This is a genomic window from Pseudomonas abyssi, from assembly GCF_002307495.1.
GTDB lineage: Bacteria > Pseudomonadota > Gammaproteobacteria > Pseudomonadales > Pseudomonadaceae > Halopseudomonas > Halopseudomonas abyssi.
Window position 1 is genome coordinate 117,060 of sequence record NZ_NTMR01000009.1, and the last position, 25,620, is coordinate 142,679.

Below are 25,620 nucleotides of genomic sequence, written 5' to 3' on the forward strand. Positions count from 1 at the left end.
CAATCTGGCGCAGATTTGCCGCGCCAGAGGGGGGGCTCGTCCTGCTAGCGCGAGGCGCCCATGACGCTCAGACGTGCTTCGCGGCGCAATACCCAGCGGTGGATACGCTCCTGACGCTCGGCGGTAAGCGGGTAACGCCAGGCAATCACGAAAGCCGTCATATACAGCGCGACGGGGCCGAGAATGTAGAGAACGCGCAGTGACATCAGCTGCGAGGCAGAATGCTCAACGGCCTTGGCATCAAACCCGACCACGGCCAGCAAGCCCAGCGACAGACCAAGCCCCAGCGCCATGGCTGCCTTCTGCGCCATGCCGCTCATGGCAAAGAACAGGCCGGTGCGGTGCTCGCGGCTACGCGCCGTGTCCAGGTCGACGATATCCGCCAGCATCGACAGCGGCAAAAACTGAAAGGCAGCAAAACAGAAGCCCTTGATCGCAAACAATATTGCGAAGGGCAGCAACTGGCCGGCCCCCAGGAAGAACATGCCCAGAATACTGGTACTGGAAATCGCCAGTGCCGCACAGAACGCCCGATGCTTGCCGATCCGCTTGCCTACCTGCAGCCAGAACGGAATGCCCAGAATGCCGATGCCAAAGTACAGCAAATACATCAGGCCGATCTGCGCCTGAATCTGAATCACGTGCTGCATAAAGAACACCGACAGCGCGTTGCGGAACGACTCACCCGTCACCACCACCAGCAACATCAGGATCATGCGTTTGAACGGGCCGTTGTTCTTCAGCACGCGCAGGCCCTTTTTCCAATCGGTGCGCTCAACCGACTGCGGCGGCGCTTCTTTGACTGCGCCAACCACCCAGAAGACCGTCAGCGGCAACAAAATCAGCATCATCCAGGCCATAACCGCGAGAATGGGCCCGTAGCCAATGCCCAACTCACCGTCGCGCCCGAACAGGGTGACCGCCGTTTGCATCAACCAGCCATCAGTGTGTCCGGCCTGAAAGCGTGCGCCCAGAGCCTGTACCAGCGCCGGTGCCAATGCGGCCAAAAACAATCCAATCAGCACAAACCCTTCACGCGAGGCCACTACACGGCTGCGCTGGTGATAGACGGTGGACAGCTCGGCGCCCCAGGCGCCATAGGGCAAGGTCACCATGGTCCAGCCCAGGTACATCAGCATGGTCCAGAACAATAGATGCCCGATACCAATGCCGTCGGGCGGCATGAAGATCATCACCGTACCGGCCAGCATCAGCGGCACCCCCATGACCAGCCAGGGCTTGCGCCGACCAAAGCGGGTGCGCCAGCGGTCACTGAGGGTGCCAATCAGCGGATCGGTAATGACATCAGACAGGCGAGCAATGACCAGCACCAGCGCCATCAACGCCATGTTCAGGCCAACTTCCTGGGCATAGAACGGTGGCAGATAGACCACCAGGGGATAACCAATGATGGCCAACGGCATACCGATGGAGCCATGCAGAAGAATCGTAGAACGTTTGAGGACGCCATTGGCGTCCGTACTGGACTGCGACATGCCACTCTCCCAAGAACGCGGGCTCCGCACCCGCTTTTTATATTTATTGTTTGCCCCTGCACCGCCAGGCGGCCTTACCGCTCCAGAGCAGCCGGCAACGTCAAGCCCGACCTTAGGTGCACGTTTGTATACTCTATACTGCAGCCCTCGCTCTCCACACCAGCGCACCGACGCCGAAGCTGCGGACAATTCATGCATATGTTTCCGCCCCCGCTATACTCGGGCCCAGTCGCCTACCCCGCGCCCCAGCAACCACGGGGCCTGCAGCCTGCCAAGCCGGCGCAGAAACACGCCATCAACTCCGCCTATAGTACTCATTCGCCGCACTGATGGTGCGTTAAGGAAGCCGTACGATGCCCTATCGCCAACCCTCCACGCTGCATGCGGTACTCGCCGCCGCAGCCTTGCTGCTGGTTGTCCATGGACTCGGCCGCTTCATTTTTACTCCCTTGCTCCCTCTATTGGTGGACGATGGACAGTTCAGCACCAGCCAGGGCGCCGCACTGGCCAGCTGGAACTATGTTGGCTACCTGCTGGGCGCGCTGGCGGCGATCCGCTGGCATCGGCCTCAGCAAATCCAGCGCAGCATACCGCTGGCGTTAGCCCTGCACTGCCTCACTCTGCTCGGCCTGGCCATCACCGATTACGTTCCCTTCATCACCTTGCTGCGCCTGGGCAACGGCGTCAGCAATGGCTTGATTTTCGTGATGGTCCCGGCGCTGCTGATGGAGTGGTTGGCAGCCCGGCAGCGCATCGGCCTGAGCGGCCTTATTTATCTTGGGGTTGGCGGCGGCCTGCTGCTGTCTGGCGTGCTCTCGCACCCGCCCGGCGTGTCGCTGGCGCATGCGAGCCGCTGGTGGCCAGCAGCCCTGCTCAGCGTGCCGCTGGCGCTGTGGGGCGGCTGGCTCATGCTGCGCCTCAGTGTTGACGCCCCCGGCGCAAGCAAGGACAAGCGCACACCTGCGCCATCAGCGTCCTTGCTCGACGCGCGGACCCGGCCACTGTTTCTGGCTTATGCCGGTGCAGGCATGGGCTACATCCTGCCAATGACCTTTCTGCCGATGATCGCCAGCATTCAGCTGGGTTCCGGTCATCCGATGGTGCAACAAAGCTGGCTGATTGTAGCGGCCGCCACCCTGCCCGCTGCCTGGTTATGGAATCACCTTGGTCAACGTCTTGGTGACCGAAATGCCCTGTTGCTCAATTACACGACCCAGCTCGCCAGTGTGCTCGCTGCGCTGATCCTGCCGGCCGGAATCGGTATTGTGCTTTGCTCGCTGCTGATGGGCGGCAGCTTTCTGGGCGCGGTATTACTGACCCAGCGGCTTGGGCGCAGCCTTCAGCCACACCAGGGGCCGCGCCTGTCGGCGGCCCTTATCGCCCTGTACAGCGTGACGCAGCTGCTTGGGCCCTGGCTTGCACGCGAATGGCTCAATCACGGTGGCACCCTGCCGGAAACGCTCTGGCTCGGCGCAGGCGCCTTGGCCTGGGCGCTGATCTGGACTTGGCGAACCGGATACGCACACAGGTAACAGGGAACCTCCGGGAAAGCGCTTTAGGAAGCACGGATTAATTCCACATGCCCTCTGGCGTTCAGGCTGGGCCGCATCCGGCGGGGCTGCAATCAAGGCGTGGTTTCGAAGGCATGTCAGGACCTGTCGAGAATTCACAACGCAGAGTGTGGCCCCGCTTGAGCACTCGCAGAGAGCGTGTGGAATTAATCAGTGCTTCCTATACTCAAAGCAAGACAGAGACATTTGCAGAGGCCAGACCATGCGCATACCTTCAAGCTCCCTTCTGATTGCCGGCCTGCTGGCCGCAGCCCTTGCCGCACCGGCTCACGCCAAGCAGGATGACCGCGGCCATGGCAACGGAAACGGCAATAGCTATCATGCACAGCAGGGCAATGACCGAGGCCAAGGTGCAAACCGGTATGACGACCGTGATCATGATCGAGATCGCTACGACCGTCCTTACGATCGAATTCAGGAAGACATCATACGCAGCATCTTCCGCGACAACCGCGAGCTGGTGCAGCGCGGCGATAGCCTGCCGCCGGGCATCCGCAAGAACCTGGCACGGGGCAAGCCGCTGCCGCCCGGTATTGCCAAGCAGCTCGATCCGCGCCTAGTAAGCCGCCTGCCCCATTACGACGGCTATGAATGGCGCCAGATCGACGGAGACGTAGTGCTCGCCGAGATCACCACCGGCATTATCGAATCCATCATTTATGACGTAATCTACTGATACACAGATGAGCCAGCGGGTTTCAATCCGCTGGCTCTTTTGTTTCGGCTCGGCGTAATCGCACAAGCCGGCAGACGGCGTCAATCGGTCTCATAAATCGACGCTATTTTCTTTGACAATCATTCTCATTCGAATTAGCATGCACTCATTGTCAGCTCAGGCTGTTCAGGAGAATCTGCATGTACGTTTGTCTCTGCAAAAGTGTAACCGACAATCAGATTAAAGACGCCATTGCTGGTGGCGCCTGCTCTATGCGCGACCTGCGTAACGACCTCGAAGTCGGCACGCAATGCGGCAAATGCGCCCGTGACTGCAAATCACTGCTGAGCGAAAATCTCGCTGCCAGCCCCGCCGCCACTGCCATGCTGTCGGCGCAATACGTAGCGGCCTGATTCCGGCTCTCATTACCGCCTAAGAATCATTTTTAACTTCTTTCTTTTCAAACACTTAGATTTGACAACCCCCTTTTGGCAGCCCACACTTGGCGACTGAATAGTCCTGAGGGGGCATCGCTATGAAAGGCGACAAGCAAGTCATCCAACACCTGAACAACGTTCTTGGCCTGGAACTGATTGCCATCAATCAGTATTTCCTGCACGCGCGCATGCTCGAAGACTGGGGTCTGGACAAGCTCGGCAAGCGCGAATACAAGGAATCCATCGCTGCGATGAAGCACGCGGATCGTTTGATCAAGCGGATTCTCTTTCTCGAAGGCCTGCCCAACCTCCAAGATCTCGGACGCCTGAAGATTGGCGAAAATACCCGTGAAATTCTGGAGTGTGACCTGAAGCTGCAGATGCAAGCGCTGCCCGACCTGAAAGAGGCCATCGCTTTCTGCGAAAGCGTGGGCGACTACGGCAGCCGCGAAGTCTGCGAAGACATCCTCGAAGCGGAAGAAGAGCACGTCGACTGGCTGGAGACTCAGCTGAGCCTGTATGACGCCGTCGGCGCTGAAAACTACCAGCAGTCGCAGATCGAATGACCTGCTGTTTGATCCCATAAAAAACGCCGCATTTCGCGGCGTTTTTTATGGGCAGGTACCTCTGAGCGCCTAGCCCAGGCTGGCGATAATCTCGTCCAGCGCCTGGGCCGGATTGTGCGCACGGGTGACCGGACGACCAATCACCAGATGGCTGCTGCCATTTTCCAGCGCCTGCGCCGGCGTAACGATACGCTTCTGATCATCTGCCGCGCTGTCGGCCGGCCGAATACCCGGCGTGACCAAAAGGAAGTCTTCTCCCAAGGCACCGCGTAGCGCCTTGGCTTCACGCGCCGAGCACACGACCCCGTCCAGACCGCAATCCTGTGTCAGGCGAGCCAGACGCTGAACCTGAACCATGGGCTCGATATCGATACCTACTTCCTGCAGGTCCTCCTGCTCCAGACTGGTAAGAATGGTCACAGCGGTCAGCAGAGGACGACCGCCAGGGCGACGCTCCAGTATCTCGCGACAAGCCTCCATCATGCGGCGACCGCCACCGGCGTGCACATTTACCATCCACACGCCCAATTCAGCGGCGGCGCGCACGGCGCTGGCGGTGGTGTTGGGGATATCGTGAAACTTGAGATCCAGGAACACCTCAAAGCCCTTGGCCTGCAAGGCCTCAACCACCGCAGGGCCTGCGCTGGTGAACAGCTCCTTGCCAACCTTGACGCGGCACTTCTGTGGATCCAGTACATCCGCCAACTGCAGGGCCGCACCCGACTCAGGGAAATCCAGGGCGACGATAATCGGGCTGATGTTCGGCATATAACGTATATCCTGTTCAAGATTGGATTAGGCGATGTCAGACCAGCTCGTGGCCCTTCAGCGGTTTTACCGTGCTCCAGCTTTGGCAGCTCGGGCACTGCCAGTAGAGCTTGTTACCTGCAAAGCCGCAGCTGTCACAACGATAGCGAGGACGCGCCCGGCTAAGGGCGTCCAGCAGTCCAGGCAGAGGGTCGGCAGCATTCTCCGCCGGCCCACGCAAGCGCAGCAACTCCAGCACCCCGGGTAGCGAGGGCTGCACCTGCAGACGCTGCAGTAAAAAACGCTCTGCACTGGCAGCCCCTTCTGTGCGCTGAATCAGCCGCGCGCGCGCCAGGATGATGGCGACAACCGGCTTGGCAGAGCGCTCCAGCGCCTGATCCAGATAGTCCGCCAGATCGAGCGCGCCATTATCCGCACAGCGCTCGGCCAACGCCAGCACTTCCGGCACAAAGTCCGGGACTTGCTGCGCAAGTCGCTGCAGCAGATCCGCTGCCGCCTTGTACTCGGCTGCCTGCGCGTGCAATTCAGCAAGCATGATCAATGCCCTGCCACACAGCGGTTCAACCTTTAGCGCTGCACGCAGATGCCGTTGCGCATCGGCCGCCTCGCGCCGCTGCAAGGCCTGCGCAGCGAGCTCACAATGATAGTGCGCCAGGGTAACCGAAAACTCCGGCCGTTCGCGCAGCAGGCGCTCACCAATAGCGATAGCCTCGCCCCATTCGTGCTGGTGCTCGTAAACCGAAACCAGATCGACCAGTGCCTCTGCACGGAGACTTGAGCCAGAACCGGCCAACTCCTCCAGCAAACGCTCCGCGCGCTGATGCATGCCGACAGCCAGGTAATCACGGGCCAGCTCCAGCTGCACGCGGTCAGCCTGTTCAGGCGTCAGACTGGGGCGAGCCAGCAGATTCTGATGGACCTTGATTGCCCGCTCAACATCACCACGCTGACAAAACAGCTTACCGATGGCGATGTGGGTTTCGACGGTCTCGGGGTTGACCTCTAGCGCGCGGATAAAGGTCTCGATGGCCTCGTCAGGCTGCTCGTTCAGCAGGTAATTGAGGCCAATAAAATACTGCTTGTCGACAGCACTCCCGTGCGGCTGCAGCATGAAGCCAACCTTGATGGCCTCACGGCGCCCCAGAAACCAGCCTATCGCCAGGGCCAGCACAAACAGCCCAAGGAACATCAGTTCCTGCATGACTATCAGCCTTTGACAGCTTGCGTGCGCAGTTTGTCGATTTCCTTGCGGTAGCGATTAAGCTCGTTGCTTTGCACCATGAGCTTCAGTCGCAAACGGGTGGTAATCAGCCAGCCGACGAAAACGCCCAGCGCACTGCCGAGAATGAAGGCAAGCACAACGTAGATGGAGAGAGGCAATGCAGGAGACTGCATCTCGAGAAATTGCAGGGAGGTGGCTTGCTGATTTTCCAGCATGAAATCCATGGTCGCCAAGGCTACCAGCAGCAAAACCAGGATCAGCAACACGCGCTTCAACCACAGCATGTGATACAACTCCGCATCCATTGAGTGTGTGCGAAGTATAACCCAGCCCAGCCGGGCTGCGGCATTGGATCAGGCGTTTTCGAGTGACTCGTTAACCCGATCACGCAACTCCTTGCCTGGCTTGAAGTGCGGTACGTACTTGCCCTCCAGTTCTACCGCATCACCGGTCTTGGGATTACGCCCTACCCGCGGCGCACGGTAATGCAGAGAGAAACTGCCGAATCCACGAATCTCGATTCGCTCCCCGGTAGCCAATGCCTGGGACATGTGTTCCAGCATGGTCTTGATCGCAAGCTCAACGTCCTTCGCCGACAACTGCCCCTGTTGTTCGACAATGCGCTCGATCAACTCCGACTTGGTCATGGTTTTCCCTTTCTTATCAAGCGAGTAGACTCGTTTGTCGTTTTATAGGGTTTTACCATGCTTGACTAGGTTTGAACAGCCTGTTAAGCGAAGCGCTCCCGCGCTTCGCAGCGGCAAGGCGGATGGCCGCCCCCGGCAAGCGGCAAGCGGCAAGCGGCAAGCGGCAAGCGTAATCAGGATGCAGCTGCCTGCGGCGCTATCAAGCTTTTGCTAAAGACTTGATGCTTTATCTCAGGTAAACCCGCGGCCTCGACAACGCGTTTTTTTCTTGTGGCTTGCAGCTTGAGGCTTGCAGCTGTGCCCGCCCAATGGGCGGGCACAAAAAAGGGCGACCGAAGTCGCCCTTTTTTACAGCTGGATAGGCTTAGTTGCCTTTGCCTTCCATCTGCTGCTTGATCAGATCACCAATGGTGGTCGGACCAGCGGCCAGCATTTCCTGCTTACGCAGGTCTTGCATGGCTTCTTTCTCGTCTTCAACGTCTTTCGCCTTGATGGACAGGCTGATGACGCGGCTCTTACGGTCGACACCAATGATCTTGGCTTCGACTTCATCGCCAACGTTCAGGACGTTGCGGGCATCTTCAACGCGGTCACGGCTGATTTCGGAGGCTTTCAGAGTGCCTTCGATGTCGTCTGCCAGAGTGATGATGGCGCCTTTGGCGTCAACTTCCTTGACGGAACCGGTGATGATGCTGCCTTTCTCGTTCAGGGAAACGAAGTTGGAGAACGGATCGTCTTCCAGCTGCTTGACGCCCAGGGAGATACGCTCGCGCTCAGGGTCAACAGACAGGATAACGGTTTCGATCTCGTCGCCTTTCTTGAAGCGGCGTACTGCCTCTTCGCCGGCTTCGTTCCAGGAGATGTCCGACAGGTGAACCAGACCGTCGATGCCGCCGTCCAGACCGATAAAGATACCGAAGTCGGTGATGGACTTGATGGAACCGGAGATCTTGTCGCCCTTGTTGAACTTGCTGGAGAACTCTTCCCACGGGTTCATCTTGCACTGCTTGATGCCCAGGGAGATACGACGACGGTCTTCGTCGATGTCCAGAACCATAACTTCCACTTCGTCGCCAACGTTGACAACCTTGGACGGGTGGATGTTCTTGTTGGTCCAATCCATTTCGGAAACGTGAACCAGACCCTCTACGCCTTCTTCCAGCTCGGCGAAGCAGCCGTAATCGGTCAGGTTGGTGACCTTGGCAGTAACGCGAGTGCCTTCCGGGTAGCGACCGGTGATAGCGACCCACGGATCTTCGCCCAGTTGCTTCAGACCCAGGGAAACGCGGTTACGCTCACGGTCAAACTTCAGGACCTTGACGTCGATCTCGTCACCAACGTTGACGATCTCGGACGGATGCTTGATGCGCTTCCAGGCCATGTCGGTGATGTGCAGCAGGCCGTCTACGCCGCCCAGGTCAACGAACGCACCGTAATCGGTGAGGTTCTTGACGATACCCTTGACGACTTGACCTTCCTGCAGGGTTTCCAGCAGGGCTTCGCGCTCGGCGGAGTTCTCGGCTTCCAGAACTGCGCGACGGGAAACGACAACGTTGTTGCGCTTCTGGTCCAGTTTGATGACCTTGAATTCCAGTTCCTTGTTTTCCAGGTGGGTGGTGTCACGTACGGGACGTACGTCAACCAGCGAGCCCGGCAGGAACGCACGGATGGTGTTGACGTCGACGGTAAAGCCACCTTTGACCTTGCCGTTGATAACGCCCTTGACGACTTCTTCTGCAGCGAAAGCAGCTTCGAGGACTTTCCACGATTCGGCGCGCTTGGCCTTTTCGCGGGACAGTTTGGTTTCACCGAAACCGTCTTCAACGGCGTCCAGTGCAACGTGAACCTCATCACCCACTTCGATGGTCAGTTCGCCCTGCTCGTCCAGGAACTGATCGCGCGGGATGACACCCTCTGATTTCAGACCGGCGTGAACGGTGACCCAGTCGGAGTCGATGTCCACAACGATACCAGTGATGATGGAGCCCGGCTCCATATCAAGGGTTTTTAGGCTTTCTTCAAAAAGTTCGGCAAAGCTTTCGCTCATTTGGAATCCTGTAAGTAAGTATTTTAGGGCAGCTACCGCAGAGCCGTTTTAAAGCGCGCCTTGCAGCTACTGTCCCGCCACGCCACCAGCTTGCGTGGGTTGATGGTATCAATGCCCTTTCCGGTGGTGCTGGTTACCCGGAACAGACAGTCTGATCAGCCCAGCAGGTTGCGCTCGCGCGCCATCGTCTGGACTGTTTCAAGTACTTCTTCGATGCTCATCTGCGTGGAATCGATCAGGATTGCATCATCCGCCGGCTTCAGCGGCGCAACGCTGCGATTCATATCCCGCTCATCCCGCGCGACAATCTCATCGAGAAGACTCGCCAGATTAGCAGTTTCACCCTTTCCGAGCAACTGCCGGTAACGCCGTGACGCGCGCTCCTCGGCGCTGGCGGTCAAGTACACCTTCAATTGCGCATCGGCAAACACCACGGTTCCCATGTCACGGCCATCGGCGACCAGCCCCGGCGCTTCGCGGAACACGCGTTGACGCTGCAGCAGCGCGTCGCGCACCGCCGGCAGCGCGGCTACCTGGGAGGCGCCGGCACCGACATCTTCGGTACGGATGGCGCGGCTCACATCCTCGCCCTCGAGGATGATCTGCTGCTCGCCACCCGCCTCGGCGGCGATGAACTGCACATCCAGATGCGCGGCCAGCGTTTCCAGCGAGGTTTCGTTGGTCAGATCCACGCCATGATTGCGCGCCGACAGGGCAAGCAGGCGATACAGGGCGCCGGAGTCCAGCAGATTCCAGCCCAGGCGAGACGCCAGCAGACCGGCGATGGTGCCTTTGCCCGACCCACCAGGGCCGTCGATGGTGATGACGGGGGCCTGTTGATCAATCACGCGTTGTCCTCCAGACGGACTTGCATGCCGACCGATTGCGCAAGGTCGATAAAGCCCGGGAATGATGTCGCCACGTTGGCGCAATCCTTGATATGAATGTCGCCGGTGGCGCGCAGTGCAGCGACCGAGAACGACATGGCGATACGGTGGTCACCATGGCTTTCGACACTGCCGCCCCCCATGGGGCCGCCGTCGATAATGATGCCGTCCGGCGTCGGCTCTGCCTTCACGCCCAGCGCCTGCAGACCGTCAGCCATGACCTGGATGCGATCCGACTCCTTCACCCGCAGCTCTTCGGCATCACGCAGAATGGTCCGTCCTTCAGCGCAGGCTGCAGCCACGAACAGTACCGGGAACTCGTCGATTGCCAGCGGCACCTGATCCACCGGGATGTCGATACCTTTGAGCGGCGCGTAGCGCACACGGATATCTGCCACCGGCTCACCGCCTACTTCGCGCTCGTTGAGCAGCTCCAGATTACCGCCCATGGCGCGCAGGATATTGATGATGCCGATGCGCGTCGGGTTGATGCCGACGTGCTCCAGCGTCAGGTCAGCGCCCTCGCAGATGCTGGCAGCAACCATGAAGAAGGCCGCAGACGAGATATCGGCCGGCACATCAATGCGACAGGCTTTGAGAGTATGGCCCGACTCGATGGTCGCAGTGGCACCATCCACCTTGACCGGGTAGCCGAAGCCCTTGAGCATGCGCTCGGTATGGTCACGCGTGGGCGCAGGTTCGGTCACCGAGGTGGTGCCAGAGGCATACAGCCCCGCCAGCAGGATGCAGGATTTGACCTGCGCACTGGCCATCGGCATCTGGTAGTCCATGCCCATCATGCGGCTGCCGCCCTTGATACGCAGTGGCGGGCGGCCCTCTTCGCCGGTGTCGATCTGCGCGCCCATCTCGCGCAGCGGCTTGGCCACACGGCCCATCGGGCGTTTGGACAGCGAAGCATCACCGGTCAGTACGGTGTCAAAATCCTGTCCGGCCAGCAGACCCGACAACAGACGCATGGACGTGCCGGAGTTGCCCAGGTACAGCGAGCCGGGCGGCGCCTGCAGGCCGTGCAGGCCAACGCCGTTGATAGTCACACGGCCATGGTGCGGCCCCTCAATCACCACGCCCATGTCACGGAATGCCTGCAGGGTCGCCAGACTGTCTTCGCCTTCCAGGAAGCCTTCGACCTCGGTCACGCCTTCGGCCAGTGAGCCGAGCATGATCGAGCGATGGGAAATGGACTTGTCGCCGGGCACACGAATACTGCCGTTGACCTTGCCGCCGGGGCTGGCGATGAAGTTGAATTCTTGAGTTTGCATAGGTTCCATATAGGCCCTGCGGGCCAGAATAGTGCTGAAATGCTCTCGTGCCGACTTGGCTCGGGTAAACACACCAAGCAGCGTGTTGGCGTCGCGGGTGTCCACCGCCTCACGCAGTCGACCCAGATCCTGGGTAAAGGCATCGAGGCTGCGCAAGACCGCATCCCGATTGGCCAGAAAAACATCGCGCCACATCACCGGATCACTCGCGGCAATGCGGGTAAAGTCCCGGAAGCCACCGGCAGCGTAGCGAAAAATCTCCAGATTTTCGTTACGCGATGCCAGCGTATCGACCAGCGAAAAGGCCAGTAGATGCGGCAAATGGCTGGTCGCCGCCAGGACTTCATCATGGTCGGCCAGCGACATGCTCTCCACATCGGCATCCAGCGCCTGCCAGCAGCGCTGCACCAAGCTGACCGCCTCCGCCGCCGTCTGCTCAAGCGGCGTAAGAATCACCTTGTGGTGGCGGAACAGATCTGCCCGCGCCGCCTCCACACCGCTTTTTTCCGAACCGGCAATCGGGTGGCCCGGCACAAAGTTGGCAGGTACCGCGCCAAACACCTCTTCCACCGCCTGGGCAACCGCCCCTTTGGTACTGCCCACATCCGTAATCACGGCATCGCCCAACTCCAGCGCTGCCAGTTGCGCCAGTACCGCGCGCATACCCAGCACCGGCACGGCCAGCATGATCAGATCAGCGCCCTGCACGGCTTCAACCAGATTGGCCGTGACCTTGTCGACCACGCCCAGAGGCACCGCCTGACGGCGTGAGACCGGGTCCAGATCACAACCGATTACCTCGCGGCACAGGCCGCTCTGGCGCATACCCTTGGCAAAGGAGCCGCCGATCAGGCCAAGCCCGATAACGGCAAGGCGATCGATTGTCGGTGTTACTGGTGACAGGCCGGTTACATCAGCCACGACTCAGCACCTGCTTGAGCACATCCAGAAACCGCTGATTTTCCGCTGGCAGACCGATGGTCACGCGCAGGTAGTTCGGCATGCCGTAGTTGGCCACCGGCCGCACAATCACCCCTTCGCGCAGCAACGCCTGAAAGACCGGCGCCGCTTCACGACCCAGGTCGATGGCGAGGAAGTTGCCGCGCGAGGGAATCCAGCTCAGGCCAAGAGCCGCACAGCCGTCTTCGAGTTGCTGCATGCCTTGGCGGTTGATGCGGCGACTTTCGATCAGGTACGCCTCATCCTGCAGGGCCGCCAGTGCAGCGGCCAGCGCTAGACTGTTGACGTTGAACGGCTGGCGTACGCGGTTCAGCGCATCGGCAACCGCCGGATTGGACAGGCCGTAGCCTACCCGCAACGCGGCCAGGCCATAGGCTTTGGAGAAGGTACGCGAGACCAGCAGATTCGGGTAGCGCTCCAGGTAATCGACGCCATTGGGCACGTCGTCCGTTTCAACGTACTCGGTATAGGCTTCATCCAGCACCACGATGACGTTCTCCGGCACGCGATCAAGGAAGGACTCAAGCGCAGCGCGTTCAATCCAGGTGCCGGTGGGGTTGTTGGGGTTGGCGATAAAGACCACCCGGGTCGCCGCGGTGATGGCGGCCGCCATGGCATCCAGGTCATGGCCCCAATCCTTGGCCGGTACAGACACCGCCTTGGCACCCACCGCCTGGGTGACAATGGGGTAAACAGCAAAGGCATGATCGCTGAAGACCACTTCGTGCTCAGGACCGACAAAGGCGCGCGTGACCAGTTCAAGGATATCGTTGGAGCCGTTGCCCAGCGTAATACCTGCGGTATCCACGCCCAGCTTCGCAGCCAGCGCCTGCTTCAGCGCAAAGCCATTGCCGTCCGGGTAACGCGTCAATTCTGCCAATGCCGCAGCAATGGCCTCACCTACCGCCGGGCTCGGGCCCAGCGGATTCTCGTTACTGGCCAGCTTGACGATATCCTGCGGCCGCAAGCCAAACTCTCGCGCCAACTCCTCTACCGGTTTGCCCGGCACATAGGGAGACAGCTTCTGCACACCTGGCCGCGCCAGGCTGAGGAAATCACAACTCATAGAACACAAGCCTCAAGCTACAAGCAGCAAGCTTCAAGTCACATCAGGCCGCAGTTGCTTGCAGCTTGCGGCTTGCAGCTTGTCGCTGATGATTTAGAGCACCGCCTTCGGATACGACCCCAGCACCTTGAGCGCTACCGATTCGTCGTTGATCTTCTCCAGCACATCCTTGATCAACGGATCGTGCTGGTGACCGAAGAAGTCGATAAAGAACACATAGGTCCATTTGCCACTGCGCGACGGGCGGGTTTCGATGCGGCTCAGATCGATGCCGTTGGAGTGGAACGGCTCGAGCAGGTGATGGAGCGCACCCGGTTTGTTGCGCATGGAAACGATGACCGAGGTCTTGTCGTCGCCGGTCGGCGGTACTTGCTGGTTACCGATGATCAGAAAACGCGTGGAGTTATCCGGGCGGTCTTCGATTTTCTCGGCCAGACGTGTCAGCTCGTAAAGGTCGGCCGCCATATCGCCGGCAATCGCAGCCGAGTTCCATTCACCCTTGACCCGACGCGCGGCATCGGCGTTGCTGGCAACAGCCACGCGCTCGACATTGGGGTAATGGGCGTCCAGCCATTTGCGGCACTGGGCCAGCGACTGGGCGTGGGAATACACGCGGGAGATCTTGTCGGTCTGGGTGTTTTCACCGACCAGCAAATGATGGTGGATGCGCAGCTCTACCTCACCGCAGATCACCAGATCGTGCTCCAGGAAGCTGTCGAGCGTGTGGTTGATGGCGCCTTCGGTAGAGTTTTCTACCGGCACCACGCCAAACTGCACCGCGCCGGCCGCCACTTCACGGAAGATCTCGTCGATCGCCGCCATCGGCACGCTGACCACCGAGTGACCAAAGTGCTTGAGCGCAGCCGCTTGAGTAAAGGTGCCTTCCGGGCCCAGATAGGCCACACGCAGGGGTTCTTCCAGCGCCAGGCAGGCCGACATGATTTCACGGAACAAGCGGGCCACTTCTTCGTTATCCAGCGGCCCCTTGTTCAGCTCCATGATGTGCTTGAGCACCCAGGCTTCGCGCTCGGGACGGTAGAACAGCGGCTTGACGCCGGGCTCCAGCGCCTTCTGCTTGACCTGTGCAACCGTCTGCGCGCAGGCAGCCCGCTCGCTGATCAGGTCAAGGATCTTTTCATCAATGGTGTCGATGCGCTTGCGCAGCGCCTTCAACTGATCTTCATCAGACATGGATATCAACCGTGCTGCTGTTCAAACTCGGCCATGTAGGCCACGAGTGCGTCGACCGCGGCTTGCGGCACTGCGTTATAGATGGAGGCGCGCATACCGCCAACCGAGCGGTGACCTTTCAGATTGAGCAGTCCGCGCTCTTCGGCGCCCGCCAGAAAAGGCTTGTCCAGCCGATCATCAGCCAGGCGGAACGGAATATTCATCCAGGACCGGTCAGCAACGTTGATCGGGTTGCTGTACAGCTCGCTACCATCGATGGCGGAGTACAGCGTTTTCTGCTTGGTATCGTTGATGCGCTTGAACGCCTCCAGGCCGCCCTGCTCCTTGAGCCACTGGAAGATCAGGCCGGACAGGTACCAGGCGAAGGTCGGCGGGGTGTTGTACATGGAGTCGTTCTGCGCGGCCACGGCGTAGTCAAGCATGGTCGGGCAGCCGGCACGGGCACGACCCAGCAGATCTTCACGCACAATCACCACCACCAGCCCGCTGGGGCCGATGTTTTTCTGGGCGCCGGCGTAGATCATGCCAAAGCGTGAGACATCAATCGGCCGCGACAGGATGGTCGAGGACATGTCCGCCACCAGCGGTACATCGCCGGTCTGCGGCACCCAGTTGAACTCCAGGCCGCCGATGGTTTCGTTCGGGCAGTAGTGCACGTAAGCGGCGTCTGCCGACAGCTGCCACTCGTTCTGACCAGGAATGGCAAAGTAGTCGTAGGCCTTGGCGCTGCCGGCCACGTTGACGTTGCCAAAGCGCGCAGCCTCGTCGATGGCCTTGCGCGACCAGATGCCGGTATCGATGTAATCGGCGCTGCCGCCCTCGGGCATAAGATTCAGCGGGATCTGGGCAAACTGCTGACTGGCGCCACCCTGCAGGAACAGCACCTTGTAGTTGTCGGGAATGACCAGCAACTCGCGCAGATCCTGCTCGGCCTGCTGGGCGACAGCAACAAATTCGTCGCTGCGATGGCTCATTTCCATGACCGACAGGCCCTTGCCCTGCCAGTCCAGCAGCTCAGCCTGAGCCCGCTGCAACACCGCTTCCGGCAACGCTGCCGGTCCAGCACAGAAATTGAACAGACGCTTACTCACGATTACTCCTGATCATCCACGGGTTGCTGCTCATCACCTTCGGGCTGCTGCTCCTCGCCTTCTGCGGCGGCTTCAACGGCCATTTCAATCTCTTCCTCAGTGGGCTCCTGCACACGCTCCAGGCCGACCAGCTTTTCTTCCGGGGCCAGGCGAATGAGCATGACGCCCTGGGTGTTACGCGAGAGGCTGGACACCTCGCTGACGCGGGTGCGCACCAGGGTGCCCTGGTCGGAAATCAGCATGATTTCCTCGCCATCGACCACCTGCACAGCGCCCACCAGTGCGCCATTGCGCTCGTTGGAGACCATGGCGATCACGCCCTGGCCGCCACGACCGCGACGCGGGAAGCCCTCCAGCGCGGTGCGCTTGCCGTAACCACGCTCGGAGGCGGTCAGGATCTGCGCCTCTGGCTCGGGGATCAGCATGGAGATCAGACGTTGCTCGGCCGGCAGACGCATGCCGCGCACGCCGCGGGCGGTACGGCCCATGGTGCGTACATGACGCTCCTTGAAGCGGATAACCTTGCCGCCGTCGGAGAACAGCATGATGTCGCGCGAGCCGTCGGTAATGGCTGCGGCGATCAGGGTGTCACCCTCTTCCAGGCGCAAGGCGATCAGGCCATTGCTGCGCGGACGGCTGAACTGCACCAGCGGCGTCTTCTTCACGGTGCCGCGCGCGGTGGCCATAAAGATGTAGGAACCGGTGGGCTCGTCGTTGTCGTCATCGTCGCTGTCAGCATCACCGTCGGCATCGGCCTCGACCTCAACGGCTTCACCTTCGATCACGCCCGCCTCGTCTTCCAGCTCATCGCCCTCTTCGGCGCTCTGCTGCTGCAGGGCTTCCAGGTCAACCTGCAGCATGGCGGTGATCCACTCACCCTCCTCCAGCGGCAACAGGTTGACCAACGGGCGCCCACGCGCGGCACGCGACGCTTCCGGAATTTCGTAGGTCTTCAGCCAATACACCTTGCCGCGACTGGAGAACAGCAGCAGCGTAGCGTGGCTGTGGGCGACCAGCAGGTGCTCGACGTAGTCTTCATCCTTCACGCCGGTCGCCGCCTTGCCGCGGCCACCACGGCGCTGGGCCTGGTAGTCGGTGAGCGGCTGGCTCTTGGCATAACCGCCGTGGGAGATGGTCACCACGCGGTCTTCTTCGGCAATCAGGTCGGCCAGGGACAGGTCCATGCGCGAAGCAACGATCTCGGTGCGACGCTCGTCACCAAAGTCGTCGCGTACCTTTTCCAGCTCTTCGATGATGACTTCCATCAGGCGCTCCTGGCTGTTCAGGATGCGCAGCAGCTCGCCGATCTGCTCCAGAATCTGCTGGTACTCGGTCAGCAGCTTTTCGTGCTCCAGGCCGGTCAGGCGATGCAGACGCAGATCCAGAATGGCCTGGGCCTGCTCGGGAGACAGGTAATACTTGCCTTCACGCAGACCATACTGCTCGTCCAGCCCATCGGGGCGGCAGGACTCGGCACCGGCACGCTCGACCATCTCGATCACGGTGCCCGGCGCCCAGGCGGTCGCGATCAAGGCTTCGCGGGCTTCAGCCGGGCTGGGCGACTTCTTGATCAGCTCGATAACCGGGTCAATGTTGGACAGCGCAACCGCCTGACCTTCCAGGATGTGCCCGCGCTCGCGTGCCTTGCGCAGCTCATAGACAGTACGACGGGTCACCACTTCACGGCGGTGACGGACGAAGGCTTCGAGCAGTTCCTTCAGATTGAGAATCTTCGGCTGACCGTCCAGCAGACCGACCACGTTGATGCCGAATACGCTCTGCATCTGGGTCTGGGAGTACAGGTTGTTGAGCACCACCTCGGGCACTTCACCACGGCGCAGCTCAATAACCACACGAATACCGTCCTTGTCGGACTCGTCGCGCAGCTCGGTAATACCTTCGAGTTTCTTTTCCTTGACCAGCTCGGCGATCTTCTCGATCAGGCGCGCCTTGTTCAGCTGATACGGCAGTTCCGAAATGACGATCTGCTGGCGACCGCCGACCTTGTCGATATCTTCGATTTCGCAGCGAGCACGCACGTAAATACGACCACGGCCGGTACGGTAGGCCTCAACGATGCCGGCGCGACCATTGATGATGCCCGCGGTCGGGAAGTCCGGACCCGGGATATACTCCATCAGCTCGTCGATGCTGATATCCGGGTTGCCGATCACCGCCAGGCAGCCGTTGATCACCTCGGTCAGGTTATGCGGCGGAATATTGGTCGCCATGCCGACGGCGATACCGCTGGAACCGTTGACCAGCAGGTGCGGGATCTTGGTTGGCAGGACGTCGGGGATCTGCTCTTTGCCGTCGTAGTTGGGCACCCAATCGACGGTTTCCTTGTCCAGGTCAGCCAGCAGCTCATGGGTCAGCTTGGCCATGCGCACTTCGGTGTAACGCATCGCCGCCGCGTTGTCGCCGTCGATGGAACCGAAGTTGCCCTGGCCATCGACCAGTGGGTAACGCATGGAGAAGTTCTGCGCCATACGCACGATGGTGTCGTACACCGCGGAGTCGCCGTGCGGGTGGTATTTACCGATGACGTCACCAACCACACGCGCCGACTTCAGGTACGGCTTGTTCCAGTCGTTGCCCAGTTCGCTCATGGCGTACAGCACACGACGGTGCACCGGCTTGAGACCGTCACGCACATCCGGCAGAGCCCGACCAACGATGACGCTCATGGCGTAATCCAGGTAGGACTGTTTCAGTTCGTCTTCGATATTGACTGGAAGGATTTCTTTGGCCAGTTCACCCATGAAACGGCATTCCTTTTATTGTCGGCGTTGAAATAACGCCAAAAGCAATGCAAAGGCCTGAAGCCCCGGACTGGCCGGGACATCAACACCTCTGCGACACGCGCATTGGAAAAGCGAAAGCACTGATCAACCCACCCTGCAGAACGGCTTCTGCAGCGGGGCGCATTCCGCCCGATCAAAGCGGCAAAGGATACCACAGAGAACCCGTCGACGGGAGCACATAGCGCGCCCGCCAAAGGGGGTGAGCGAGCAACATCAGTGCAGTCGGCGAATACTCATGAGTTTGGCGATCTTGCCCTCGTCAGGTCGCTCGATAACGCCCTTTTCCGTGACGATGGCGTCAATCAGCTCGACCGGCGTAACGTCCAGCGGTTGACTGGACCCCGCCGCGCCCTGCAGCACCTCGGGCTCCAGGGCATCGCCGTCACTGAGGCTCATGTCCAGGGTGGCGGTCGAGGCCACCACCATAAAGCGCAGACCGTGGTGCATGGCCAGAATGGCCAGCGCGTAGGTCCCCTGGGTAGTGATCACATCGCCATTGGCGGCAATGCGCTCGGCGCCCACTATCACCCAGGACACCGGGTCGTATTTCATGCTGCTGGCCGCGGCCGTATCCGCTATCACGCTGCACGGCACGCCAGTGCGCTGCAACTCCCAGGCAGCCAGTCGTGCGCCGCTGCGCGACGGGCTGGCCTCACTGACCAGCACCTCTTTCAATACGCCGGCCCGGTGGGCCGCCTGTACCACCCCCATGGCCGTGCCGCCTCCGCCGCCAGACAGCTCGCCGCTGTAACCCAGCAGCATCAGCTTTTGTTCAGCCGAGTGATGGCGGCGCAGCAACTGCAAGCCAAAGCGCGCCATACTCTGGTTGGCCTCGGCATCGGCGCCAGCGATCGCCTCGGCGGCCTGCAGCAAACGGCCTGGCACATCGGCATCAGGCGCGATGCCGGCCAGCGTTTGCCGCATGATGCCTAGCGCCCACTGCAGGTTAGCCGCCATTGGCCCCAGCGCGGCAAAAGCGGCGATGACTGGCTCCAGCTCCTGCGACCAGTCGCGGACCGGCGTGACCTGTTGTCGCGCCGCCAATGCAACGCCAAAGGCTGCAGCAACGCCCAGCGCCGCCGCACCGGCCACCACGCCACAGCGCATGGCCGCCAGCACCTCGACCTCATCACGGCAATCCTGGGTTGCCAGCTCCGGCAGGCGGCGCTGGTCCAGCAACCTGACTGCGCCCTCCGGCAGCCAGCTGACTGCCTGCAAACACGCTTTATCTGCTACCGCCTCAATCTGCAACATGACAGAATCTCCTTCCAATGGCGCCGGGTTGGCCGGCGCACCACAAGCCCACGCTGCATTTGCCCATAACCAGCAGGTATACTTGCCGACCATGATGCAAGGCGAATTGAACATGACCACCCTGCCCGGCGAGCTCGACCTGCTGATCGTGCCACGCTGGATTATCCCTGTTGCCCCCCACGGTCTGGTGCTGGAACAGCACGCCGTGGCGGTCCACCAGGGGCGTATCGTCGCCCTGCTACCGCTGAGCAGTGCCAATACACTGCAACCGCGCGAGCGCCGCGATCTGCCCAACCACGTACTGATCCCCGGCCTGATCAACGCCCACGGCCATGCCGCAATGACCCTGTTCCGCGGCCTGGCCGACGACCTGCCGTTGATGACCTGGCTTACGGAACATATATGGCCCGCCGAAGGGCGCTGGGTCAACGCCGATTTTGTCCGCCTGGGCACCGAGCTGGCGATGGCCGAGATGCTACGCGGCGGCACCACCTGTTTTTCAGACATGTACTTCTACCCGGATGTTGCAGCGGCTGCGGCACTGGATGCGGGCATGCGTGCGCAGGTGTGCTTTCCGGTCATCGACAACCCGATCCCCGGCGCCCGCGACGGGGCAGAGGCGATTGCCAAAGGCCTCAAGCTGCGTGACGACATGCGCCACAGCGGCCTGATCACAACGGCCTTTGGCCCACACGCGCCCTATACCGTGGGTGATGAAACCCTTACCCGCATTCGCACCCTGGCCGACGAGCTGGACATGCCCATCCACATGCATGTGCACGAGACAGCGGGCGAGGTTGCCGATGCCGTGAAGCAGACCGGCGAGCGACCGCTGCAGCGCCTGCAGCGCCTGGGCCTGCTCGGCCCCAGACTGCAAGCGGTGCACATGACCGACATCAGCGATGCCGACCTGGCCTTGCTGGTCGAGTACGGCGTGCAGCTGGTGCATTGCCCCGAATCCAACCTGAAGCTGGCCAGCGGCATGATGCCGGTGCAGCGCCTGCTCGACAGCGGCCTGAACGTGGCGCTGGGCACCGACGGCGCTGCCAGCAACAACGATCTCGACATGTTTGGCGAGATGCGCACCGCCGCCCTGCTGGCCAAGATCGTGGCCGGCGCGCCCACCGCACTGGACGCCCACAGCGCCCTGCACATGGCGACCCTGGCTGGCGCTCGCGCGTTGGGGCTGGATGAGGAGATCGGCTCACTTGAAGTCGGCAAGGCGGCCGACATGACTGCCGTCGACCTGTCCGGCATTGCCCAGCAACCACTCTACAACCCGGCCTCACAGCTGCTGTATACCTGCAACGCCAGCCAGGTCAGCGATGTCTGGGTTGCCGGCCGCGCCAAACTGCGCGACGGCCAGCTGATTGGCCTGAATACGCCTGATATCCTGCAGCGAGCTCGCGAGCTGGCTGCCCTTATTGCCCAAGGGGAACCCCATGAGTCTTAACGTTGATCGCGCTGAAATCGCCAAATTCGAGGCGCTGGCAAGCCGCTGGTGGGACCGCAACAGCGAGTTCAAGCCGCTGCATGAGATCAACCCGCTGCGCACCAACTGGATCGATGAGCGCGCCAGCCTGGCCGGCAAGAAAGTGCTGGACGTTGGCTGCGGCGGCGGCATTCTGGCTGAGGCCATGGCCCAGCGTGGCGCCCAGGTCACCGGCATCGATATGGGCGAGGCGCCGCTGGCCGTCGCTCGTCTGCACCAGCTGGAGTCCGGCGTCAGCGTCGACTACGAGCAAAGTACCGCCGAGGAGTTTGCCGAGCTGCACGCCGGCACCTTTGATGTGGTGACCTGCCTGGAGATGCTCGAGCACGTGCCAGACCCAAGCTCGGTGATTCGCGCCTGCGCCAAGCTGGTCAAGCCGGGCGGCCAGGTGTTTTTCTCCACCATCAACCGCAACCCCAAGTCGTTCATGTTCGCCATCGTGGGAGCCGAGTACGTCTTGCGCATGCTCCCGCGCGGCACCCACGAATTTGCCAAGTTCATCCGCCCGGCCGAGCTGGGCCGCTGGGTGCGTGACGCCAGCCTTGACCTGCAGGACATCACCGGCCTGACCTTCAACCCGCTGACCCGCACCTACAAGCTGGGCGCCGACGTAGACGTCAACTACATGGTGCACTGCCAGCGCGAGGCGCAGGCTTGATGCTCAGCGGCGTTCTTTTTGATCTGGACGGCACCCTGCTTGATACCGCCGAGGATTTTGTCCATATCATCCAGGCTATGTTGCAGGAGCACGGCAGACCGCCGGCCGCTGCGGAACTGATTCGCGCCCAGGTGTCTGATGGCTCGATCGGCATGCTGTCTACCGCCTTTAAGCTATCGCCCGAGGCAGCGGCATTCGCCGCGCTGCGCGAGGACTTTCTCAGCCGCTACGAGCAAGGATTGGCCGTGCATACCCGGCCCTTTCCCGGCATCAGTGAACTGCTCGACTGGCTGGACGCAGAACAACTGCCCTGGGGCGTGGTGACCAACAAGCTCAGCCGCTTCAGCATTCCGCTGCTGGAGCAAACCGGCCTGGCCAGTCGCTGCGCGTCGCTGGTCTGCCCGGATCAGGTCGCGCGCGGCAAGCCCGACCCGGAGTCTGCACTGAAAGCCTGCAGTGAGATGCAGACCGACCCGGCCGGCTGCATTTTTGTCGGCGACCATCTGCGCGACATCCAGGCCGGCCGCGCCGCCGGCATGGCCACCATCGCCGCGCTGTACGGCTATCTGCCCGCAGATGAAGACCACCTTGCCTGGCAAGCCACCCACAGCGTGCAGCACGCCAGCGAACTATTGCCCTGGCTGCAACAGCGGCATCAACCGGAGACATCCCATGTTTGAGTACACCGCCCCGGCCGACCTGCTGACCGGCCGCGTTATCCTGATCACCGGCGCCGGCGACGGCATTGGCCGCGCCTGCGCGCTGAGCTGTGCCGCCCATGGCGCCACTGTGGTGCTGGTTGGCCGCACTCAGAGCAAGCTGGAAGAGGTTTACGACGCCATTGAAGCGGCTGGCCATCCGCAACCGGCACTCTGCCCGCTGAACCTGGAAACCGCCACCGAAAAGGACTATGAAGACCTCGCAGACCAACTGTTCGACACCTTCGGCAAGCTTGATGGCCTGGTCCACAATGCCGCCGAGCTGGGCCCGCGCACCCTGCTTGATGGCGTCAAACCGGAAGCCTGGCTGCGCGTCATGCAGGTCAACGTCAACGCGCCCTTCATGCTGACCCGCGCGATGATGCCGCTGCTGCGCGCTGCAGAGGATGCATCGGTACTGCTGCTGTCCTCCAGCGTCGGTCGCAAGGGACGTGCCTACTGGGGCCCCTACGCGGTCAGCAAATTTGCCGTTGAGGGCATGATGCAGGTGCTGGCCGACGAGCAGGATGGTACCAGCAACATCCGCGTCAACAGCGTCAACCCGGGCGCCACGCGCACCCGCATGCGTGCCAAGGCCTACCCCAACGAGCAGGCTGAGACCAACCCCAAGCCCGAGGACATCATGCCGGTATTCCTTTACCTGCTGGGGCCTGACGGCAAAGCGCACAATGGCGAGGCTTTTGACGCTCAATAGCCGTTTTTTTGACAACAGCACGCCGCCTGTCACGGCCCCCTTGGCCGAAGGCGGCATTTTTTTGCCGCTCCGTCACCCTGCCGACCCACCAAAAACCATAAGCCATTGATATAAAACAACAAAATATAATGGCACATTGATTGCTTGAGAAGCTGTACCAGAGACTCCGCAGGTACATCCATCATGCCTCTTCAGGGAAACACCATCGATTTCGACTCGGCCCGCATGAAGCTTGCCCAGGGCGACGCCGCACGCCGACGCCGCAGCAAGCCGGTATCCAGTTTCGAAGCGATCCAGCGCCACCTGAGCCTGACCCTGCAAACCAGCCTTGAGCTAGACCGCGTACTGGAGATGTTCTTTGCCGGTTTACAGGCACTGCTGCAGGCCGACGGCATGGAGTACCGCCACAGCGCTGCCGGCGCGTCCCTCAGTCTCGGCCACCGGGCCCTGCACCGCTGCAGCTACCGCCTGTCACACGCCGGCGGCTATCTGGGCGAACTGCAACTCAGCCGGCAAACACGCTTTACCGAGAACGAGCTGGCCAGCCTCGAGGCCCTGCTGGGCACCCTGCTGTTTCCCCTGCGCAATGCCTTGATGTACCGCGAGGCGCTGGCCAGTGCACTGAACGACACCCTGACCGGTGCCGGCAACCGCCTGGCCCTCAATCAGAATCTGGAGCGCGACATGCGCCTGGCCAAGCGCACCGGCCAACCGCTGTCGCTGGCCATACTGGATGTTGACCATTTCAAACGCATCAACGACCGCTTTGGCCACGCTTACGGCGATGAGGCGCTAAAGGCGGTGGTGAACTGCGTAGCAGCGTCACTGCGCAACGTGGATGGCCTGTACCGCCTGGGTGGTGAAGAGTTTGTGGTGTTGCTGAACAACACTGACGCTGACGCCTGCATGCTGGTCGCCGAACGCATTCGCCAGTCAATCGAGCAACTGCAGTTCCACATCGACGGCCAGCCCCTGCCGATGACTGCCAGCCTGGGGCACGCCACCCTGCGCGCTGACGACGACGCCACCAGCCTGCTCAACCGCGCCGACCTGCGCATGTACGAAGCCAAGCGCGGCGGCCGCAACCGGGTGATTGGACAGTAACTCCGGCACAAAAAAAACGGCGCCCGAGAGCGCCGTTTTTTTATCGTTTCATCATCAGCGGTCGCGTCGACGACCACCCCGCGGCTGGCGAGCCTGATGCATGGAAGGCTTGCGTGCCAGGCGCTGCAGCTTCTCCTTGTCGCTGGTCTTCATCGCCGGCAGGGCGATGGGCTCCAGGCCCACTTCCTTGCTCAGCGCGTCCAGTTCGTTCTGCTTAAGCTCGCGCCAGCGGCCAACGGGCAGCTCCGGGCCGAGGAATACCGGCCCGAAGCGCACGCGCTTGAGGCGGTTGACGCGCATGCCCTGGGACTCCCACAGGCGGCGTACTTCGCGGTTGCGGCCTTCCATCAGGCAAACGTGGAACCAGCGGTTGATACCCTCGCCACCGGAGGCCACGATATCGGTGAACTTGGCCGGGCCGTCTTCCAGCATCACGCCCTCTTTCAGGCGCTCGACCATTTCCTCGGTCACCTCACCCATCACGCGCACGGCGTATTCACGGTCCATTTGATAGGACGGGTGCATCAGCCGGTTGGCCAGCTCACCATCGGTGGTGAACAGCAGCAGACCGCTGGTGTTGATATCCAGGCGACCAACGTTGATCCAGCGCCCATGCTTGAGACGCGGCAGCCGGTCGAAAACGGTGGGGCGACCTTCCGGGTCATCACGGGTACAGACTTCGCCCTCGGGCTTGTTGTACAGCATCACGCGGCGGGTGACTTCGGAGCCCAGATCACGGCGAATCGGGCGGTCATCCACGCTGATCTGATCCATGCTGTCGACTCGGCAGCCGAGCTCGGCGGGCTGTCCGTTGACGCTGACCCGGCCGGCGGCAATCCAGCCTTCAACCTCGCGGCGTGAGCCCAGCCCCATGCGGGCCAGCACCTTTTGCAGTTTTTCGCCTGGCGCCGGCGCGGCGGGGTTGTCGTTTACGTCGATATCGTCAGTCATTGGAGCACCTCCCGGTGTGATGCAGAGAAAAGCCGTGCAGGATACCACTGAGCTCAGGCG

22 protein-coding genes and 1 pseudogene are annotated in these 25,620 nt (G+C 61.3%); 9 read left to right on the top strand and 14 right to left on the bottom strand.

The features are described 5' to 3' along the window. Positions 1–44: 44 nt before the first annotated feature. The gene (locus CNQ84_RS06970) at positions 45–1,496 is read right to left on the bottom strand and encodes an MFS transporter (protein ID WP_118130308.1); all 1,452 of its coding nucleotides are present in this window, start codon (positions 1,494–1,496) and stop codon (positions 45–47) included. A 353-nt stretch (positions 1,497–1,849) separates the two neighbouring features. Here CNQ84_RS06970 and CNQ84_RS06975 point away from each other — a divergent pair, with 353 nt between their 5' ends. From CNQ84_RS06975 to bfr, 4 genes are all read left to right on the top strand, one after another. Next, the gene (locus CNQ84_RS06975) at positions 1,850–3,028 is read left to right on the top strand and encodes a YbfB/YjiJ family MFS transporter (protein WP_096004186.1); all 1,179 of its coding nucleotides are present in this window, start codon (positions 1,850–1,852) and stop codon (positions 3,026–3,028) included. 241 nt (positions 3,029–3,269) lie between these two features. Further along, entirely contained in the window at positions 3,270–3,743 is a 474-nt protein-coding gene (locus tag CNQ84_RS06980; protein ID WP_096004187.1) for an anti-virulence regulator CigR family protein, read from the top strand. A 179-nt stretch (positions 3,744–3,922) separates the two neighbouring features. Next, positions 3,923–4,135, top strand: coding sequence for a bacterioferritin-associated ferredoxin (locus tag CNQ84_RS06985; RefSeq protein WP_096004188.1), 213 nt, complete (start codon positions 3,923–3,925; stop codon positions 4,133–4,135). 122 nt (positions 4,136–4,257) lie between these two features. Then, positions 4,258–4,725, top strand: coding sequence for a bacterioferritin (bfr, locus tag CNQ84_RS06990; protein ID WP_096004189.1), 468 nt, complete (start codon positions 4,258–4,260; stop codon positions 4,723–4,725). A 69-nt stretch (positions 4,726–4,794) separates the two neighbouring features. Here bfr and pyrF read toward each other — a convergent pair whose 3' ends face one another. The 12 genes and pseudogenes from pyrF to CNQ84_RS07050 form a co-directional block, all read right to left on the bottom strand. After that, complete coding sequence (gene pyrF, locus CNQ84_RS06995; RefSeq protein ID WP_096004190.1) at positions 4,795–5,493, bottom strand: orotidine-5'-phosphate decarboxylase; 699 nt, start codon at positions 5,491–5,493, stop codon at positions 4,795–4,797. A 37-nt stretch (positions 5,494–5,530) separates the two neighbouring features. Then, positions 5,531–6,694, bottom strand: a complete 1,164-nt coding sequence (gene lapB, locus CNQ84_RS07000) for a lipopolysaccharide assembly protein LapB (protein ID WP_096004191.1) — start codon at positions 6,692–6,694, stop codon at positions 5,531–5,533. A gap of 5 nt (positions 6,695–6,699) precedes the next feature. Continuing rightward, positions 6,700–6,981: a lipopolysaccharide assembly protein LapA domain-containing protein gene (locus tag CNQ84_RS07005; RefSeq protein ID WP_165771240.1), complete on the bottom strand. Its 282-nt coding sequence runs from the start codon at positions 6,979–6,981 to the stop codon at positions 6,700–6,702. Positions 6,982–7,068: 87 nt separating this feature from the next. Further along, positions 7,069–7,374: pseudogene (gene ihfB / locus CNQ84_RS07010) on the bottom strand (integration host factor subunit beta); the annotation flags it as partial. 352 nt (positions 7,375–7,726) lie between these two features. Beyond that, positions 7,727–9,409: a 30S ribosomal protein S1 gene (rpsA, locus tag CNQ84_RS07015; protein WP_083726706.1), complete on the bottom strand. Its 1,683-nt coding sequence runs from the start codon at positions 9,407–9,409 to the stop codon at positions 7,727–7,729. A gap of 155 nt (positions 9,410–9,564) precedes the next feature. Further along, positions 9,565–10,254, bottom strand: coding sequence for a (d)CMP kinase (cmk, locus tag CNQ84_RS07020; protein ID WP_096004326.1), 690 nt, complete (start codon positions 10,252–10,254; stop codon positions 9,565–9,567). Next, positions 10,254–12,497 carry a bifunctional prephenate dehydrogenase/3-phosphoshikimate 1-carboxyvinyltransferase gene (locus CNQ84_RS07025; protein WP_245841270.1) on the bottom strand — a complete coding sequence of 748 codons (2,244 nt, stop codon included), beginning with the start codon at positions 12,495–12,497 and terminating at the stop codon, positions 10,254–10,256. The genes cmk and CNQ84_RS07025 overlap by 1 nt, the downstream gene beginning before the upstream one ends. Continuing rightward, positions 12,490–13,602 (bottom strand): histidinol-phosphate transaminase, encoded by a 1,113-nt coding sequence (hisC, locus tag CNQ84_RS07030; RefSeq protein WP_096004192.1) that lies wholly within the window; start codon positions 13,600–13,602, stop codon positions 12,490–12,492. The genes CNQ84_RS07025 and hisC overlap by 8 nt, the downstream gene beginning before the upstream one ends. Before the next feature lie 93 nt (positions 13,603–13,695). Beyond that, positions 13,696–14,793 (bottom strand): prephenate dehydratase, encoded by a 1,098-nt coding sequence (gene pheA, locus CNQ84_RS07035; protein WP_096004193.1) that lies wholly within the window; start codon positions 14,791–14,793, stop codon positions 13,696–13,698. Positions 14,794–14,798: 5 nt separating this feature from the next. Further along, the gene (gene serC, locus CNQ84_RS07040) at positions 14,799–15,884 is read right to left on the bottom strand and encodes a 3-phosphoserine/phosphohydroxythreonine transaminase (RefSeq protein ID WP_096004194.1); all 1,086 of its coding nucleotides are present in this window, start codon (positions 15,882–15,884) and stop codon (positions 14,799–14,801) included. Positions 15,885–15,886: 2 nt separating this feature from the next. Further along, positions 15,887–18,646: a DNA gyrase subunit A gene (gene gyrA / locus CNQ84_RS07045; protein WP_096004195.1), complete on the bottom strand. Its 2,760-nt coding sequence runs from the start codon at positions 18,644–18,646 to the stop codon at positions 15,887–15,889. Positions 18,647–18,901: 255 nt separating this feature from the next. Further along, the gene (locus tag CNQ84_RS07050; protein WP_165771241.1) at positions 18,902–19,942 is read right to left on the bottom strand and encodes a s-methyl-5-thioribose-1-phosphate isomerase; all 1,041 of its coding nucleotides are present in this window, start codon (positions 19,940–19,942) and stop codon (positions 18,902–18,904) included. Between the two features lie 112 nt (positions 19,943–20,054). On the opposite strand from CNQ84_RS07050, the gene CNQ84_RS07055 reads away from it, so the two are divergent. The 5 genes from CNQ84_RS07055 to CNQ84_RS07075 all read left to right on the top strand — a co-directional run bounded on the left by CNQ84_RS07055 (position 20,055) and on the right by CNQ84_RS07075 (position 24,609). After that, positions 20,055–21,395: a TRZ/ATZ family hydrolase gene (locus CNQ84_RS07055; RefSeq protein ID WP_096004197.1), complete on the top strand. Its 1,341-nt coding sequence runs from the start codon at positions 20,055–20,057 to the stop codon at positions 21,393–21,395. Beyond that, complete coding sequence (ubiG, locus tag CNQ84_RS07060) at positions 21,385–22,092, top strand: bifunctional 2-polyprenyl-6-hydroxyphenol methylase/3-demethylubiquinol 3-O-methyltransferase UbiG (RefSeq protein WP_083726690.1); 708 nt, start codon at positions 21,385–21,387, stop codon at positions 22,090–22,092. Before CNQ84_RS07055 ends, ubiG begins: the two co-directional genes overlap by 11 nt. Then, positions 22,092–22,772 (top strand): HAD family hydrolase, encoded by a 681-nt coding sequence (locus CNQ84_RS07065; RefSeq protein ID WP_096004198.1) that lies wholly within the window; start codon positions 22,092–22,094, stop codon positions 22,770–22,772. Before ubiG ends, CNQ84_RS07065 begins: the two co-directional genes overlap by 1 nt. Then, complete coding sequence (locus tag CNQ84_RS07070) at positions 22,765–23,505, top strand: YciK family oxidoreductase (protein ID WP_096004199.1); 741 nt, start codon at positions 22,765–22,767, stop codon at positions 23,503–23,505. The genes CNQ84_RS07065 and CNQ84_RS07070 overlap by 8 nt, the downstream gene beginning before the upstream one ends. A 183-nt stretch (positions 23,506–23,688) precedes the next feature. Next, on the top strand, positions 23,689–24,609 hold the full coding sequence (locus tag CNQ84_RS07075) for a GGDEF domain-containing protein (RefSeq protein ID WP_096004200.1): 921 nt from the start codon (positions 23,689–23,691) through the stop codon (positions 24,607–24,609). Between the two features lie 54 nt (positions 24,610–24,663). Here the strand turns inward: CNQ84_RS07075 and rluB are convergent, their stop codons facing one another. Beyond that, positions 24,664–25,560, bottom strand: a complete 897-nt coding sequence (rluB, locus tag CNQ84_RS07080) for a 23S rRNA pseudouridine(2605) synthase RluB (RefSeq protein ID WP_083726682.1) — start codon at positions 25,558–25,560, stop codon at positions 24,664–24,666. Positions 25,561–25,620: the final 60 nt, after the last annotated feature.